The organism is Prosthecodimorpha hirschii, from assembly GCF_001305515.1.
GTDB lineage: Bacteria > Pseudomonadota > Alphaproteobacteria > Rhizobiales > Ancalomicrobiaceae > Prosthecodimorpha > Prosthecodimorpha hirschii.
Genome location: NZ_LJYW01000001.1, coordinates 1,107,383 through 1,123,204 on the forward strand (window position 1 = coordinate 1,107,383; position 15,822 = coordinate 1,123,204).

The window sequence follows — 15,822 nt, forward strand, 5'->3', positions numbered from 1 at the left end:
ATCGTCGCGCCGAGGGGCGGCATCAAGGCCGGGGGTCAGCCGGCGACGGCCTTGGCGGCGGCGGCGACCTTCTCGGCGGTCAGGCCGAAATGCTCGTAGAGGGCCTTCTCGGGGGCCGATTCGCCGAAGCGGTCGATGCCGATGACGGCGCCGGTGCGGCCGGCATATTTCCACCAGCCGCGCGTGGTGCCCGCTTCAACCGCCACGACCGGGATTGCGGCCGGCAGCACTTCGTCCTGCCAGGCCTTGTCCTGGGCGTCGAAGACGGTGGTCGACGGCATCGAGACGACCCGGGCTGGGACGCCCTCCGCGGCGAGCAGGTCGGCGGCGGCGACTGCGATCTTCAGTTCCGAGCCGGTGCCGACCAGCGTCACCTTGGCGCCGGCGGTCTCCTTCAGCACGTAGCCGCCGCGCGCGATGGCGGCGAGCTGGGCGGCGTCGCGCGGCTGGGCCGGCAGGCCCTGGCGGGACAGGAGCAGGGCCGACGGCCCGTCCGAGCGCGACACGGCGGCGACCCAGGCGACGAAGGTCTCGGCCGTGTCGGCGGGCCGCCAGACCGCGAGATTCGGGATGATGCGCAGGGATTCGGCATGCTCGATCGGCTGGTGCGTCGGGCCATCCTCGCCGAGGCCGATGGAATCGTGCGTGTAGACATGCACCACGCGCTGCTTCATCAGCGCCGACATGCGCACCGCGTTGCGGGCATAGTCGGAGAAGACCAGGAAGGTCGCCACGAAGGGCAGGAAGCCGCCATGCAGCGCGATGCCGTTGGCGATCGCGGTCATGCCGAATTCGCGCACGCCGTAGAGCACCGTATTGCCGGCCGGATCCTTGGTGATCGGCAGCGTGCCCTTGAAGTTGGTCAGGTTGGAATGGGTCAGGTCGGCCGAGCCGCCGAGGAACTCGGGCAGCGTCGGCGCCAGGAGGTTGAGCGCGTTCTGGCTCGCCTTGCGGGTCGCCACCGTCTCGGCCTTGGCCTGGATCTCGGCCAGCGCGGCTTCGGCGAAGCCGGCGAATTCGGCCGGCAGGTCGCCGGCCATGCGGCGCAGGAACTCGGCCGCCAGCTCCGGATGGGCAGCCCGATAGGCCGCGAACTGCGCGTTCCAGCCGTCCTCGGCGGCGGCGCCCTTCTGGCGGCCGTCCCAGGCGGCATAGACCTCCGCCGGCACCTCGAAGGGCGCATGCGGCCAGGCCATCGCCTCGCGCACCTTGGCGATCTCGTCGGCGCCGAGCGGGGCGCCATGGGCGTCCTGGTGGCCCTGCTTCGAGGGCGCGCCGCGGCCGATCACGGTCTTGCAGCAGATCAGAGTCGGCTTGTCGGCGACCGCCTTGGCGGCCGCGATGGCGGCCTCGACCGCGTCGACATCGTGGCCGTCGACATTGCGGATGACGTGCCAGCCATAAGCCTCGAAGCGCGCCGGGGTGTCGTCGGCGAACCAGTCCTCGATCTTGCCGTCGATCGAGATGCCGTTGTCGTCATAGAGCGCGGTCAGCTTGCCGAGACCGAGCCGGCCGGCCAGCGAGCAGACCTCGTGGCTGATGCCCTCCATCAGGCAGCCGTCGCCGACGAAGACCCAGGTGCGGTGGTCGACGATGGTGTGGCCCGGCCGGTTGAACTGGGCGGCGAGCGTCTTCTCCGCGATGGCCATGCCGACCGCATTGGCGAGGCCCTGGCCGAGCGGACCGGTCGTGGTCTCGACGCCGGGCGTGTAGCCGTATTCGGGATGGCCCGGCGTGCGCGAATGCAGCTGGCGGAAGCGCTTCAGCTCGGCGATCGGCAGGTCGTAGCCGGTCAGGTGCAGGAGCGCATAGACCAGCATCGAGCCGTGACCGTTCGACATCACGAAGCGGTCGCGATCGGCCCAGGTCGGATTGCCGGGATTGTGCTTCAGATGCGTGCGCCAGAGCGCCGCCGAAATCTCCGCCATGCCCATCGGGGCGCCCGGATGGCCGGACTTGGCCGCCTCGACGGCGTCCATGGCGAGCGCGCGGATCGCGGCGGTCACGGGCCAGGTCAGGTCGCGGGCGGGGACGGTCATCGGCAGGCTCCTCGAAGGCACGCGGCCGACGGGAGACCCGCCGGCCGGCAGCAAAGATCGACCGCGCAGGCGCGCGCGGGCGGCCGGCCGTTGCGGACCGGGCGGCGTGCTTCTACAGCGCCCGGCGCTTCCGGTCCATCAGTTGCATGATCATCGGCGTGAGAATGAGCTGCATGGCGAGGTCGAGCTTCGATCCCGGGATGACGATCGAGTTCGCCCGGGACATGAAGCTGTCCTTCAGCATGGAGGTCAGATAGGCGAAGTCGATGCCGCGCGGGTTCTTGAAGCGGATCACCACCATGGATTCGTCCGGCGTCGGAATCCAGCGCGCCACGAAGGGGTTGGAGGTGTCGACCGTCGGCACGCGCTGGAAGTTGATGTCGGTCTCGGTGAATTGCGGGCAGATGTAGTGGACATAGTCCGGCATGCGCCGGAGGATCGTGTCCATCACCGCCTCGGTCGAATAGCCGCGGGTCTGCCGGTCGCGGTGGATCTTCTGGATCCATTCGAGATTGAGCACCGGCACCACCCCGACCCGGAGATCGGCCCAGCGCGGGATGTCGATGTCGCCGATGATCGAGGCGCCGTGCAGACCCTCGTAGAAGAGCAGGTCCGAATCCGCCGGGAAGTCCTCCCAAGGGCTGAAGGTGCCCTCCGGATAGCCGTGGCGTTCGGCCATCTCACGATCGTGCATGTAGAGCCGGGTCCGGCCCCGCCCGCTCTCGGCATAGGACCGGAACACGCCCTCAAGCTCTTCGAGAAGATTGGCGTCCGGCCCGAAGTGACTGAAATTATTGTTCCCGCGCGCGGCCTCCTCGGCCATCACGCGCTTCATCTCGGCGCGGTCGTAGCGGTGGAAGGCGTCGCCCTCGACATAGACCGCGTTGACGTTCTCGCGCCGGAAGATCTGCTCGAAGGTCATCTTGACCGAGGTCGTGCCGGCACCCGACGAACCGGTGACGGAGATGATCGGATGCTTGACCGACATGGGCGCTCGAGACTCGGAACCGGCGGGAACGGCCGCTCGGGCCGCGCCTGCGGGTTATAGACCAGTTCCGGTCATTCGCGGAACAGGCCGCGCTTGCCGAACAGCGGCGCGCGGTCGCTGGTCGCATCCGGGAAGGCGTGATGATGCTCGATCCGCTCGATCTCGTTGTGCGACCCGAAGATGAACGGCACCCTCTGGTGCAGCCGCGCCGGCTCCAGATCCAGGATCGCATCGGTGCCCGTGGAGGCGCCGCCGCCGGCCTGCTCGACGACGAACGCGATCGGATTGGCCTCGTACATCAGCCGCAGCCGGCCCTCGTGGTAGCCCTTGCGGCGATCGGCCGGATAGAGGAACACGCCGCCGCGCACCAGGATGCGGTGGCATTCGGCGACCAGCGACGCGATCCAGCGCATGTTGAAGTCCTGCCCGCGCACGCCCGCGTCGCCGGCGAGCAGATCCTCGACATAGCTGCGGATCGGATCGTCCCAGTGGCGCGAATTGGAGGCGTTGATGGCGAACTCGCGCGTCTCGGCCGGGATGGCCAGCCGCTCGCCGGTCAGCTTGAAGAGGCCGGCGCGGCGGTCGAGCGTGAAGAGCCAGGTGCCGCTGCCGACCGTCAAGACCAGTGCGGTCTGCGGACCGTAGATCACATAGCCGGCGGCGAGCTGCGCGCGCCCCTTCTGCAGGAACGGCGCATGCTCGATGTCGGCGCCCGGCTCCGGCGCGAAGGTCGGAAAATCGGCCGGCGCCGGCAGGATCGAGAAGATCGTGCCGATCGAGACGTTGGTGTCGATATTGGACGAGCCGTCGAGCGGATCGACCGCCAGCAGCAGCGGGGCCAGCGGATCGAGCACGACCGGATGATCGAGTTCCTCCGACGCGAAGGCCGCCACCGGAGCGGAGCGGGCCGCGGCCAGGATGCGCTCGTCGGCGAGGCGATCGAGTTCCTTCTGCACCTCGCCCTGGACATTCTCGGTCACGGCCGCCCCGAGCCGCCCGGCGAGCGGGCCGTCGGCAACCAGGGCGGCGATGTCGCGCGCCGCATCGGCCAGCGCCGCCACCGTGGCGGCCACGGCGCGGCGCGTCCCGTCTCCGGCCGCCCAGGCTTCGAGCACCGCCGCCAGGCTCTGATGCGTCATCGCGATATCCCCGCCCCTGTCGATCCCGGGATGCCCGTTCCCCGCCGGATGTCACCATCCGGCCGGTCGGTCCCGCGCGTCTTCCCCGGATGTCTTCCCTCAGGCGGGCACCCCGCCCGCCTACATCGAGAAGACCCGGCTCGCTCGTATGTCCGAAGCCTCGATGGTTATCAACTGGTCACGGTCGACGAGACCGGATCCGTCGAAGAGGCGCATGGCCTGGCGCAGGCGCGCGCGGTCGATGGCGTTGCGGATCGAGCGGGCATTGGCGAAGTTCGGCTGGGTCTTGCGGCGGGCGACATAGTCGACCAGCGCGGCCTGGGCGGCGGCGCTGAACCGGTAGCCCTCGGCGTCGGCGATCCGGACCGCGATCTCGAACAGTTCCGGATCGGAATAGTCGGGGAAGTCGATATGGTGGGCGACGCGCGAGCGGAAGCCCGGATTGGCGGCGAAGAAGGTCTCCATGCGATCCTTGTAGCCGGCCAGGATGACGACCAGGTCGTCGCGCTGGTTCTCCATCACCTGGAGCAGGATCTCGATCGCCTCCTGGCCGTAGTCCTTCTCGTTCTCCGGCCGGTAGAGATAGTAGGCCTCGTCGATGAACAGCACGCCGCCGAGCGCCCGCTTCAGGACCTCGCGCGTCTTCGGCGCGGTGTGGCCGATATACTGGCCGACCAGATCGTCGCGCGTGACGGCGACGAGATGGCCGCGGCGGACATAGCCGAGCCTGTGCAGGATGCCGGCCATCCGCCGCGCGACGGTGGTCTTGCCGGTGCCCGGATTGCCGGTGAAGCTCATATGCAGGGTCGGCGGCTGCGACGGCACGCCGAGCGTCTGGCGGGCGCGGACGACCAGCAGGAAGGCGGCGATCTCGCGGATGCGCCGCTTGACCGGTTCGAGCCCGATCAGGTCGCGGTCGAGTTCGGCCAGCAGCGCCCCGATTTCGGTTTCGGCATAGAGCGCCTTCAGGTCGAGCGTCGTAGGCGGCTTCGCCTCTGGCGGCAAAGCCGCGGGCAAGCCCGCCTCCTCGGCCGTCGCCGGGTCGGATGGTCCGGTCATCGGTGCTGTCCTCCGCCGATCAGTCTGGCCGGCGCGCGGCAAAAGCGCCATGCGGCGAAGGGACCGGACGGCGGCTTCGGCCGCCTCAGCCGTCCAGCATCGCCGCCGCGATCAAGCGCTCGGTATAGGGGTGGCTCGGGGCGGCGAAGATGCGGTCGGTCGGGCCGCGCTCGACCACGGTGCCGTCCTTCATCACCACGATCTCGTCGGCGAGCGCGCGGACCACGCGCAGGTCGTGGCTGATGAACAGATAGGCGAGCGCGTGGGCGGCCTGCAGGTCGCGCAGGATGTCGACGATCGCGGCCTGGACCGAGCGGTCGAGCGCGGAGGTCGGCTCGTCGAGCACGACGAGGCGCGGCTTCAGGATCAGCGCGCGGGCTATGGCGATGCGCTGGCGCTGGCCGCCGGAGAATTCGTGCGGGAAGCGGTGGCGGGTCGCCGGGTCGATGCGCACCGCCTCCAGCGCCGCCGCCGCCCGGGCGTCGCGGTCGCGCGCGGTGAGTTCCGGCGCATGGACGCGCAGCCCTTCGGCGACGATCTCACCAATCGTCATGCGCGGGCTGAGCGAACCGAACGGGTCCTGGAAGACCATCTGCAGCGAGCGGCGCAGCGGCCGCATCGCCGCCCGGTCGAGCCCGTCGAGGCGCCGGTCCTCGAAACGGACCATGCCGGAGCCCGGCAGCAGATTGAGCACGGCGCGGCCGAGCGTCGACTTGCCCGAACCGCTCTCGCCGACCAGGCCGATCGTCTCGCCGCGCCGGATCGAAAGCGAGACCCGGTCGACCGCCCGGAACACCAGGGCCGGTTGGAACAGGCCGCCGCCGATGCGGAAATCGACCGAAACCTCGTGGGCGTCGAGGACCACCGGCGCGCCGTCTGGCACCGGCGCCTTGCGGCCGCGCGGCTCGGCGGCGAGCAGCGCGCGGGTATAGGGGTGCTCGGGCGCGGCGAAGACCGTGGCGGTCGGCCCGGCCTCGACCACCCGGCCCTTCTCCATCACCATCACCCGCGCCGCGCGTCGCTTCACCAGGGCGAGGTCGTGGGTGATGAACACCATCGCCATGCCGAGCCGAGCCTGCAGGTCGGCGAGGAGATCGAGGATCTCGGCCTGGATGGTCACGTCGAGGGCGGTGGTCGGCTCGTCGGCGACCAAAAGGTCCGGTTCGCCGGCGAGTGCGAGCGCGATCACCACCCGCTGGCGCTGACCGCCCGAGAGCTCGTGCGGATAGGACCGGAGCCGGCGTTCCGGCTCGCGCAGACGGACGAGGCGCAGCAGGTCGAGCGCCCTGGCCTTGGCGGCCGCGCGGTCGAGCCCGTGATGGTGGCGCAGCACCTCGGCCAGGAGGTCGCCGACTCGGGTCAGCGGATCGAGCGCGGTCATCGGTTCCTGGAACACCATGCCGATCCGCCGGCCGCGGATGCGGGTCAGCTCGCCGGCCGGAAGGTTCAGGATCTCGGTGCCGTCGAGCCGCACGCTGCCGCTCGCCCGGCCGTTGGCGGCGAGGAGGCCGAGCACGGCCAGCATCGCCTGGCTCTTGCCCGAGCCGCTCTCGCCGACCACCGCGACGGTCTCGCCGCGATCGAGATCGAGCGAGAATCCGTCGACGGCGGCCACGTCGCCGCGCGGCGTCGCGAAGGCGACGGCGAGGTTGCGGATCGAGACGAGCGGCGCGGCCATCTAGCGGTCCCGCGGATCGAGGGCGTCGCGCAGGCCGTCGCCGACGAAATTGAGCGCGGCGAGCAGCGCGACCAGCACGGCGGAGGGGGCGATCAGCAGCCAGGTGGTGTCCTGGATCGCTTTGGCGCCCTCGGAGACCAGCATGCCGAGGCTGGTCAGCGGCTCCTGCACGCCGAGGCCGAGGAAGGACAGGAAGCTCTCGATCAGGATCACCTTCGGCACCAGGAGCGTCAGATAGACGACGACGGTGCCGAGCGTGTTCGGCACGATGTGGCGCAGCACGATGCCGGCGGTCGAGACGCCGAGCGCCTCCGCGGCCTGGACGAATTCCTGCCGCTTCAGCGACAGCGTCTGCCCGCGCACGATGCGCGCCATGTCGAGCCATTCGATCGCCCCGATGGCGACGAAGACCAGCACGAAATGGCGGCCGAAGAAGACCACCAGCATGATCACGAAGAAGATGAATGGCAGCGCATAGAGGATGTCGACGATGCGCATCATCAGCGCGTCGACCCGGCCGCCGAGATAGCCGGCCGTCGCCCCCCAGGCGACCCCGATCATCAGTGCCACTAGGCTCGCCAGCAGGCCGACCACCAGCGAGATGCGCGCCGCCACCAGGGTGCGGGCGAGGAGATCGCGGCCGTTGCCGTCGGTGCCGAACAGGAACAGGTGCCGCTCGACAGTCGTCTCGACGACCATGCGCCGGCCCTCGTCGGTGGTCTCGACGATGCGGGTGCCCTCGAAGGCGTCCGATCGGTCGAAGGCCGCGGCGATGCGCGGGTCGATCGGCCGGGTCGCGGTCAGGATCAGGCGCAGGCTGTCGCCGGTCAGTCCGGTGGCGGCCACGGTGGCGCGGGCACGCGACGCGACGCGGCGGGCGATCTCGTCGACCCGGTCCGGGCCGGGCTGCGCGGAGAGGCTCGGCGCGGCGCGCACGAAATCCGGGAAGACGCGGTCGTAGCCGTTCGGCAGCAGGGCCGGGCCGAGCAAGGCCGCCAGTGCGATCACGATCAGCACGATGAAGCCGGCCATCGCGCTGCGATGGCGGACGAAGCGCGCCAGGGCGTCGGCGGCCGGCGAGCCGGGCGCGGAGACCGGGGACGGCGTCGGTGCGGGCGTCGCGGCGGCCATCAGTAACGCACCCGCGGATCGATCAGCGCATAGAGGAGGTCGACCAGCAGGTTGACGGCGATGACGAAGATCGCGATCAGCACGACCGTGCCCATGACCAGCGTGTAGTCGCGATTGAGCGCGCCCTCGACGAAGAAGCGGCCGACGCCCGGGATGCCGAAGATGGTTTCGACCACGACCGAACCGGTCAGCAGGGCCGCGGCCGCCGGCCCGAGATAGGAGACGACCGGCAGCGCCGCGGCGCGCAGCGCATGGGCGAGCACGCGGCGCTCCGGCAGGCCGGCGGCGCGCAGTGTGCGGATCGAGGGCGAGCGCAACTGCTCGATCAGGCTCGCCCGCGTCAGCCGCGCGACGACGGCGATCTGCGGCAGCGCCAGCACGATCACCGGCAGCACGCCGTTGCGCCAGGCGCCGCCGTTCCAGCCACCGACCGGCAGAAGGCCGAGAACGAGGCCGAAGGCGATCTGCAGGAGCGGCGCGACGACGAAATTCGGGATGGTCAGGCCGACCGTCGCCACCGCCATGGCGGCGTGGTCGGCAGCCCGGTTCTGGCGCATCGCGGCGGCGATGCCGAGGCCGGTGCCGACCAGAATGGCGATGAGCAGGGCCGCGCCGCCGAGCCCCATCGAGACCGGCAGCGCGCCGGCGAAAAGCTCCGCGACGCTGAAGTCGCGCCAGGTGAAGCTCGGCCCGAAATCGCCGCGCATCAGCCCGTTCAGATAGCGCCAGTATTGTTCGGGGAGCGGGCGGTCGAGGCCGAACACCCGGTTCAGATTCTCGAGCGTCTTGGGGTCGAGCGGCCGCTCCAGGTCGAACGGCCCGCCGGGCGCGATCCGGATCAGGAAGAACGAGAGGGTGACGACCAGGAACACGGTCGGGATGGCACCGAGCAGGCGGCGCAGGGCGTAGCTCAGCATCGCGCCGCACCTGCAGAACGCTCATGGCCGGCTTCGCCCGAAAGCCCTACCGCTGAGGGCGCCGGGATCCGGCGTGCCGCCGCCGGCAATGCGCAGCCGGCTGCCCGTCCGGCGGCCGGTGCGATGATGCCCGCCACGGCGGTCACTTCAGCGACAGATAGCGGGTCGGATGCGCGTCGCGCAGGTTGTCCTCCCAGCCGACCAGCCGGTCGGAGACGAGATTCTTCGACGCGTAGTAGAGCAAGGGCACGAAGGGCAGGTCGCGCATGAAGATGGTCTCGGCCTGCTTCAGGATGCCGGCCCGCTTGTCGAGATCGACCTCCGCGGCGGCGGCCTTCATCAGCGCGTCGTATTCGGGATTCTCGTAGCGGGCATAGTTCAGGCCGACATTGTCGCTCTGGACCAGGAACAGGAAGTTCTGCGGGTCCGGATAGTCGGCGATCCAGCCGGCGCGCGCCACGTCGTAGTCGCCGCGGTCGCGCAGCAATGCGTAATGGGTCTTCAGGTCGGTATTGACCAGCGACACTTCCACGCCGAGCGGCTTCCACATGTCGGCCAGCGCGATCGAGGTCTTCTTGTGGTTCTCGGAGGTGTTGTAGCGGATCTCGAGCTTCAGCGGCTTGCCGCCGGGGCCGTAGCCGGCCGCCTTCATCAGCTTGATCGCCGCCTCCTCGCGCTCGATCGGCGTCTGATCCTTCCAGGTCGCATAGGCCGGCCCGCCGGCATAGTTGGCGATGCCCGGCGGCACGAAGGAATAGCCCGGCACCATCGTGCCGCCCCAGATGTCCTCGGCCAGGAATTCGCGGTCGACGACCATCGACAGGGCCTGACGGACGCGCACGTCGGCGAGGGCGGCCTTCTTGGTGTTGAAGGAGAAATAGTAGGTGCCGAGATAGGGCGCGAGGTGCAGCTGCTTGCCGAGGGTCTTGCGGATGAAGCCGATCTGGTCGGCCGGCACGTCGTCGTTCGACTGCAGTTCGCCGGCCTGGAAGCGGCGCAGGGCCGCCGAGCGGTCCTCGGTCGGGTAGAACACGACGGCGTCGATCTTGACGCTCGCGGCGGCGTGGAAGGTCGGGTTGCGCTCCAGGCGGATATGCGAGGAGGGCACGAATTCCTTCAGCCGGTAGGGTCCGTTGGAGACGATGTTCTCGGCCTTGACCCAGTCCTTGCCGAATTTCTGCACCGAGGCGGGATGCACCGGCAGGCCGGTCGAATGGGTCAGCAGCTGGATGAAATAGGGCGTCGGCGCCTCCAGCGTCACCTCGAAGGTGAGCGGGTCGACCGCCCGGACGCCGAGTTCGGCCGGCGGCAGCTGGCCCTTGTTGACCTTCTCGGCATTCTTCACCGGATAGAGCACGGCCGCATATTTGCCGGCCGTGGCGGGATCCTGCAGGCGCCGGAACGAGAAGGCGAAATCCTCCGCCGTGACCGGGTCGCCGTTGCTCCATTTGGCGTCGGCGCGCAGCTTGAAGGTGTAGACCTTGCCGTCCGGGCTGATCGTCCAGGACTGCGCCGCGCCCGGCGCCGGTTCGCCGCGCGCGTCATGGGCGACCAACCCCTCGAACAGGTCGCGCAGCACGTTCGATTCGGGAACCGTCGAGGTCTTGTGCGGATCGAGCGTCTCCGGCTCGCCGGAATTGCCCCGGTGATAGACGCTTTCCGCTGCTGCCGGGGCCACGCCGAGCGGGCCGAGGCTGGTGGCCGCGAGGGCCAGAGAGAAGGCGAGCAACGGTGCAAAACGCATGGCAGGCTCCCGCAACGATCCGATGTCCGGATCATGGGGCGGCTGATGCCCTGGCGCAACTGCCGCCCTCGCCGGAGGCTGCGACGCCGGCATGGCGGAGAGCGGCCGACGCGCTCATCGACAGAAAATCTGCAATCGTTTTGAATAACAATTACGTCATCTGTTTGCATCTTCAATTTAATCTCCGTGCAATCATTCAAGATCATAAATTTTGCAAAATGCGGGGGACACAGAGTGCAATCCATACGATTCAAGATGAACGCGATACTCGCACTGCTCGCGGTTGGCATCATTGCAAGCATCGGCCTTGGCTTCTGGATTGAAAGAAACTCTGAAGCCGGTCTTGAAACGATTTACGCAGATCGTGTGGTTCCGTTACGTGATATCAAGGAAATCAGCGACGCCTATGCGGTCCTGATCGTCGACAGTGCGCACAAGATGCGTGCCGGCAAGATGAGCGTGACGGAGGGGGCGCCCCATATCGAACAGGCGCTGGCCACGGCGAAGCGCCTGTTCGGCGAATATATGCTGACCCGGATGGACGACCACGAGCGCAGCCTCGCGGCGGCTGCCGAACAGGCAATGGCCAACGGCCTGGTGCAGATCCGGAGGCTGCAGCGAATCGTCCAGGTGGACGACCGGCCGGCGCTCGACCGCTTCGTCGTGGACGATCTCTATCCGGCGATCGACCCGATCACGGCGGCGCTCGACCGTCTGATCAATCTCCAGATGACCGAGGCCCGGAAGAGTTACGACGACGCGGTGACCCTGGCGACGCGGGGCCTGGCCGCGCTGGTCGCCTTGGGAATTCTCGCGGTCGTGATGATCGGCTTCGGCTTCTGGATCGTGCTGCGCCAGGTGCTAGGCCCGATCAATCGGATCACCGCCGCCATGACCGATCTGGCCGCCGACCGTCTCGAGACCGTCGTTCCGCATGCCGGTGAGCGCAACGAGATCGGCCGCATGGCGGCGACCGTCGAGGTGTTCAAGTCCAACGCGGTCGCCCGGCGGCGCCTGGAGACCGAGCAGGAGGCCGAGCGTACCGCCCGGCAGCGCCGCGCCGACGCCGTCGAGCGGCTGGTCGGCCATTTCGACCGCATCTCGGCCGACATCATCCGCAGCGTGGCGTCAGCTTCGACGGAGTTGCAGGCCTCCGCCGAAACCCTGACCGCCTCCGCGGAGGAGGCCTCGAACCAGGCGACGACCGTTTCGGCGGCCGCCGAACAGGCCTCGTCCAACGTCCAGACGGTGGCGGCATCGACCGAGGAAATGGCGGCCTCGATCCGCGAGATCGCCCGCCAGGTCACCGAAGCCTCGACGGTGTCGGCCTCGGCCGTGAGCGAGGCCCGCACCACGCAGGGGATCGTGATGACGCTGGCCGCCGGCGCCCAGCGCATCGGCGAAATCGTCAATCTGATCGGCGATGTCGCCGGGCAGACCAACCTGCTCGCCCTCAACGCGACCATCGAGGCCGCGCGGGCGGGCGAGGCCGGCCGCGGCTTCGCGGTCGTGGCCGCGGAGGTCAAGGGGCTGGCCGAACAGACCGCCAAGGCTTCCGCCCAGATCGCTGCGCAAATCAGCGACATCCAGTCGACGACCGAGAGGGCCGTCGGCGCGATCGGTTCGATCTCCTCGACCATCGATCGGATCAGCGCGATTTCCGGCGCCATCGCCACCGCCGTCGAGGAGCAGACCCTGGCGACCCGCGAGATCGCCCGCAACGTCCATCAGGCTTCCGCCGGCACGGGCGAGGTCAGCGGCAATATCACGGGCGTCGGTCGCGCGGCCGAGGAGACCAGCGCGGCCGCCTCCCAGGTCCTGGGCGCCTCGCGCGAACTGGCCATTCAGGCCGATACCCTGAAGCAGGAGGTCGACCGCTTCCTGCAAGGGGTCCGGGCCGCCTGACCCCTGCCCGATCTGCGGCCTCCCGGCGAACCGTTTCGGTCCCGGGGCGCCGCCCGTCGGTCCGCGGGCACGGCCCTGCGCCGATCGGGACGACGCGCGAATCCGGCGGCAGTCGCAGCCGACATCCGATCGGTCGGACGGCTTGTCCGATCCATCGTCACAAAGGTCGACAGGAATCTGGGAATGGTGGGCGGTACAGGGATTGAACCTGTGACCCTTCGCGTGTGAAGCGAATGCTCTCCCGCTGAGCTAACCGCCCGGTGGACGCGGATATAGAGGCGATGACGGTACCAAGTCAAGGCTTCGACAGGGCATCGGAACCATCGGCAACGGCCGCGGCCTGGAGCGCGCCATTCGAGTTCAGACAATTCAACCTCAAGTGCAGCAAACGCCAGTTAAAACTTTAATTTCCGTAACGTTTCCGAAGCAATCCGGTATGTGCATTTATACATATGGATCCTTATACTTATATTTTTACGAATTTTTATGCGGTGGCGATCAGAATAATGCTCCGCATCCTCAGCAACAAGACGCCTGGCGGGGCATTTCAAGAGAACCGCAATGAAGATCACCATAAAGAGAATGCTGATCGCGATGTTCGGGCTGCTGACGGCCTGCACGATCGGTCTGGGTGTCATCGCGCTGAAGACGATCAGCAGCGAAACGGCGGCGATCGACGAGATCAATACCAACTGGCTACCCTCCATCGAAGCCGCGGCAGCGATCGACGGCGCCCTGTCCGACATCCGCATCGCGCAATATCGGTACGTAACCTCGAAATCCGCTGCTGATCGCGAGAGCGCCGCCAAGCGCATGGACGATGTCTTCAAAGCCGCCGCCAAGGCTCAGAAGAACTACGAACCGCTGATCTCTTCCGCGGACGAGCGCGCCGTCTATGGTCAGCTCCAAGCCATTCTCGGACAGGTGGCCGAACAATTCGACACGCGAATCCGGCCGCTGGTCGATGCCGGCCGGAACGAGGAAGCCGTCCCGGTGCTGCGGGACGAGGGCCGCGTCCTCTACGACAAGGCGATGAAGACAGTCGACCAGATCGTCGAAATCAACCAGCACGGCGCCGTCAAGGCCGGCACCGAAGCCCATGCCTCCGCGCAAACCGGCGAGCGCGCCACCCTGATCGCGCTCGGCCTGGCCCTCGCGATCGCGATCATGGCGATCGCCTTCTCGCTGGCGCGAATCATCGGGCCGCTGGTCCGGATGACGAATGCCATGACGCGTCTCGCCGCCGGCGACCTCGGGCAGACCGTGCCGGATCGCGGACGCACCGACGAAATCGGCGAGATGGCGGCCGCGGTTCAGATCTTCAAGGACAGCATGGTCCGCACCCGCGAACTCGAAGCCGCCGCGGAAACGCAACGCCGCACCGCGGAGGAGCAGCGCCGGGCGGCCATGCTCAAGCTCGCCGACGATTTCGACAGGGCGGTCGGCGGGATCGTGCAGATCGTCGCCTCCGCGGCAACCGAGATGCAGTCCACGGCCCAGCAGCTGACCGCCTCCGCCCAGGAGACCACGGCACAGTCGGTCGCCGTCACCTCGGCGGCCGAGGAGGCCAGCGCCAACGTCGCCAGCGTCGCCGGCGCTTCGGAGGAATTGGGCAGTTCGGTCAACGAGATCGGCCGGCAGGTCGACCGCTCCAACCACCTGTCGCGCAATGCCGTGACCGAGGCGGAATCGACGGCCGCGATCGTCACCGAACTGAGCCAGGCCGCCACCCGCATCAACGGCATCGTCGGCATGATTTCCGATATTGCCGGGCAGACCAACCTGCTGGCGCTCAATGCCACCATCGAGGCGGCACGGGCCGGCGAAGCCGGGCGCGGCTTCGCGGTGGTCGCCGCCGAGGTCAAGAATCTCGCCGAGCAGACCGCCAAGGCGACGGCCGAAATCGGCAGCCAGATCACCCAGGTCCAGGCGACCACGGAACGCGCCGTGGCGGCGATCGGCAACATCTCCGGCACCATCCGCACCATCAGCGAGGCGGCCGAAGCGATCGCCCAGGCGATCGATCAGCAGGGCCAGGCGACCCGCGAGATCGTCAAGGCCGTCAGCCAGGCCTCGACCGGGACCGGCGAGGTCACGGCCAACATCGTCGGCGTGGCGCGCGCCGCGGAGGAGACCGGGGCCGGCGCCAACCAGGTGCTCGGCGCCTCGACCGAACTGTCGAAACAGGCCGAGCGCCTGCAGCAGCAGGTCCGGCACTTCCTGGACACCGTGCGCGCCGCCTGACCCCGCTTAGAGCATCATCCGATCTGAAGCGATCGGATGATGCTCCGCATTTTCTTGTTTGCGCAAGCTTTTTCCGATCAGAGCGGGTCGCTCTGGTCGGACCTTGCTCTGGCGCGCCCTCGCAAATGCCGACGCCCCGCGGTTCAGGCCGCGGGGCGTCCGTCTTTATGGAGCCCATGCACAGGTCTATGGAAGGGAGATGCCCTCCCCCGGATCGGAACGCCGATGGCCGCGCTCGAAGACAAGAACCTGCCTGCCCATGTCCGCAAGAAGCGGCTCGGACCGAAGCCCCTGGTCCACGAGACCGCGATCACCCGGCAATCGACCTTCGGCAAGTTCTGCAAGCTCGGTGCCCGCACGACCGTGATCGAGAGCCGCTTCGGCGACTATTCCTATGCCACCAACGACTGCGAGATCGTCTATGCCGACATCGGCAAGTTCGTCTCGATCGGCGCGCTGGTCGGCATCAATCCCGGCAACCATCCGATGGAACGGGCCAGCCAGTCGCATTTCACCTATCGCAGCTGGCAATATTTCGAGGATGCCGAGGACGAGCCGGACCTGTTCGACCGCCGCCGCGCCGATCGCGTCACCATCGATCACGATGTCTGGATCGGGCGCGGCGCCATCATCCTGGCCGGCCGCACCGTCGGCTCGGGGGCGGTCGTGGCGGCGGGTGCCGTCGTGACCAAGGATGTCGCGCCCTATACGATCGTCGGCGGCAATCCGGCCCGCGTGATCCGCCGCCGTTTCGACGAGGCCGTGTCGGAACGGCTCCTGGCCCTGCAATGGTGGCATTGGCCCCATGCTGCGCTGCGGCGCGCCCTGCCCGACTTCCGCGCGCTGCCGATCGAGGCGTTTCTCGACAAGTACGAGGTTGCGTCAACCGAAATTTGATCGGTATCATGGTTCTGCCATGGCGTTTCCCTATTATGCTGCGATGCAATAGAGGAGTGCGTCATGGCTGAGCGGGTGACA

At 68.3% G+C, this 15,822-nt stretch carries 11 protein-coding genes and 1 tRNA gene; 3 read left to right on the plus strand and 9 right to left on the minus strand.

Translation table 11 applies throughout. The annotated features are described in order from the left end of the window. Nucleotides 1-35: 35 nt before the first annotated feature. The 8 genes from tkt to ABB55_RS04840 form a co-directional block, all read right to left on the minus strand. Complete coding sequence (gene tkt, locus ABB55_RS04805) at nucleotides 36-2,039, minus strand: transketolase (protein WP_054357797.1); 2,004 nt, start codon at nucleotides 2,037-2,039, stop codon at nucleotides 36-38. A gap of 112 nt (nucleotides 2,040-2,151) precedes the next feature. Continuing rightward, nucleotides 2,152-3,027, minus strand: coding sequence for a phosphoribulokinase (locus ABB55_RS04810; protein ID WP_054357798.1), 876 nt, complete (start codon nucleotides 3,025-3,027; stop codon nucleotides 2,152-2,154). 71 nt (nucleotides 3,028-3,098) lie between these two features. Next, complete coding sequence (locus ABB55_RS04815) at nucleotides 3,099-4,166, minus strand: class 1 fructose-bisphosphatase (protein ID WP_054357799.1); 1,068 nt, start codon at nucleotides 4,164-4,166, stop codon at nucleotides 3,099-3,101. Between the two features lie 120 nt (nucleotides 4,167-4,286). Beyond that, nucleotides 4,287-5,225, minus strand: a complete 939-nt coding sequence (gene cbbX / locus ABB55_RS04820) for a CbbX protein (protein WP_083463355.1) — start codon at nucleotides 5,223-5,225, stop codon at nucleotides 4,287-4,289. Between the two features lie 85 nt (nucleotides 5,226-5,310). After that, nucleotides 5,311-6,903 (minus strand): ABC transporter ATP-binding protein, encoded by a 1,593-nt coding sequence (locus ABB55_RS04825; protein ID WP_054357800.1) that lies wholly within the window; start codon nucleotides 6,901-6,903, stop codon nucleotides 5,311-5,313. After that, the gene (locus ABB55_RS04830; protein WP_054357801.1) at nucleotides 6,904-8,034 is read right to left on the minus strand and encodes an ABC transporter permease subunit; all 1,131 of its coding nucleotides are present in this window, start codon (nucleotides 8,032-8,034) and stop codon (nucleotides 6,904-6,906) included. It lies immediately after the preceding gene. Next, nucleotides 8,034-8,951 (minus strand): ABC transporter permease, encoded by a 918-nt coding sequence (locus ABB55_RS04835; protein ID WP_054357802.1) that lies wholly within the window; start codon nucleotides 8,949-8,951, stop codon nucleotides 8,034-8,036. The genes ABB55_RS04830 and ABB55_RS04835 overlap by 1 nt, the downstream gene beginning before the upstream one ends. A gap of 142 nt (nucleotides 8,952-9,093) precedes the next feature. Next, on the minus strand, nucleotides 9,094-10,695 hold the full coding sequence (locus ABB55_RS04840) for a peptide ABC transporter substrate-binding protein (RefSeq protein WP_054357803.1): 1,602 nt from the start codon (nucleotides 10,693-10,695) through the stop codon (nucleotides 9,094-9,096). Nucleotides 10,696-10,929: 234 nt separating this feature from the next. Between ABB55_RS04840 and ABB55_RS04845 the strand changes: the two genes are divergently transcribed. Further along, entirely contained in the window at nucleotides 10,930-12,600 is a 1,671-nt protein-coding gene (locus tag ABB55_RS04845) for a methyl-accepting chemotaxis protein (RefSeq protein WP_276326394.1), read from the plus strand. A 184-nt stretch (nucleotides 12,601-12,784) separates the two neighbouring features. Here ABB55_RS04845 and ABB55_RS04850 read toward each other — a convergent pair. Further along, nucleotides 12,785-12,859 (minus strand) — tRNA-Val (locus tag ABB55_RS04850). A gap of 302 nt (nucleotides 12,860-13,161) precedes the next feature. Between ABB55_RS04850 and ABB55_RS04855 the strand changes: the two genes are divergently transcribed. Beyond that, on the plus strand, nucleotides 13,162-14,844 hold the full coding sequence (locus ABB55_RS04855) for a methyl-accepting chemotaxis protein (protein ID WP_054357805.1): 1,683 nt from the start codon (nucleotides 13,162-13,164) through the stop codon (nucleotides 14,842-14,844). A 225-nt stretch (nucleotides 14,845-15,069) separates the two neighbouring features. Then, the gene (locus ABB55_RS04860; RefSeq protein WP_054357806.1) at nucleotides 15,070-15,741 is read left to right on the plus strand and encodes an LbetaH domain-containing protein; all 672 of its coding nucleotides are present in this window, start codon (nucleotides 15,070-15,072) and stop codon (nucleotides 15,739-15,741) included. The last annotated feature ends 81 nt before the right edge of the window (nucleotides 15,742-15,822 follow it).

Bases quoted from the DNA above. Each gene is read 5' to 3' on its own strand.
- ABB55_RS04835 (WP_054357802.1), bottom strand. From the start codon at position 8,951: ATGCTGAGCTACGCCCTGCGCCGCCTGCTCGGTGCCATCCCGACCGTG.
- ABB55_RS04855 (WP_054357805.1), top strand. From the start codon at position 13,162: ATGAAGATCACCATAAAGAGAATGCTGATCGCGATGTTCGGGCTGCTG.
- ABB55_RS04830 (WP_054357801.1), bottom strand. From the start codon at position 8,034: ATGGCCGCCGCGACGCCCGCACCGACGCCGTCCCCGGTCTCCGCGCCC.
- ABB55_RS04840 (WP_054357803.1), bottom strand. From the start codon at position 10,695: ATGCGTTTTGCACCGTTGCTCGCCTTCTCTCTGGCCCTCGCGGCCACC.
- ABB55_RS04825 (WP_054357800.1), bottom strand. From the start codon at position 6,903: ATGGCCGCGCCGCTCGTCTCGATCCGCAACCTCGCCGTCGCCTTCGCG.
- ABB55_RS04815 (WP_054357799.1), bottom strand. From the start codon at position 4,166: ATGACGCATCAGAGCCTGGCGGCGGTGCTCGAAGCCTGGGCGGCCGGA.
- cbbX (WP_083463355.1), bottom strand. From the start codon at position 5,225: ATGACCGGACCATCCGACCCGGCGACGGCCGAGGAGGCGGGCTTGCCC.
- ABB55_RS04860 (WP_054357806.1), top strand. From the start codon at position 15,070: ATGGCCGCGCTCGAAGACAAGAACCTGCCTGCCCATGTCCGCAAGAAG.
- tkt (WP_054357797.1), bottom strand. From the start codon at position 2,039: ATGACCGTCCCCGCCCGCGACCTGACCTGGCCCGTGACCGCCGCGATC.
- ABB55_RS04810 (WP_054357798.1), bottom strand. From the start codon at position 3,027: ATGTCGGTCAAGCATCCGATCATCTCCGTCACCGGTTCGTCGGGTGCC.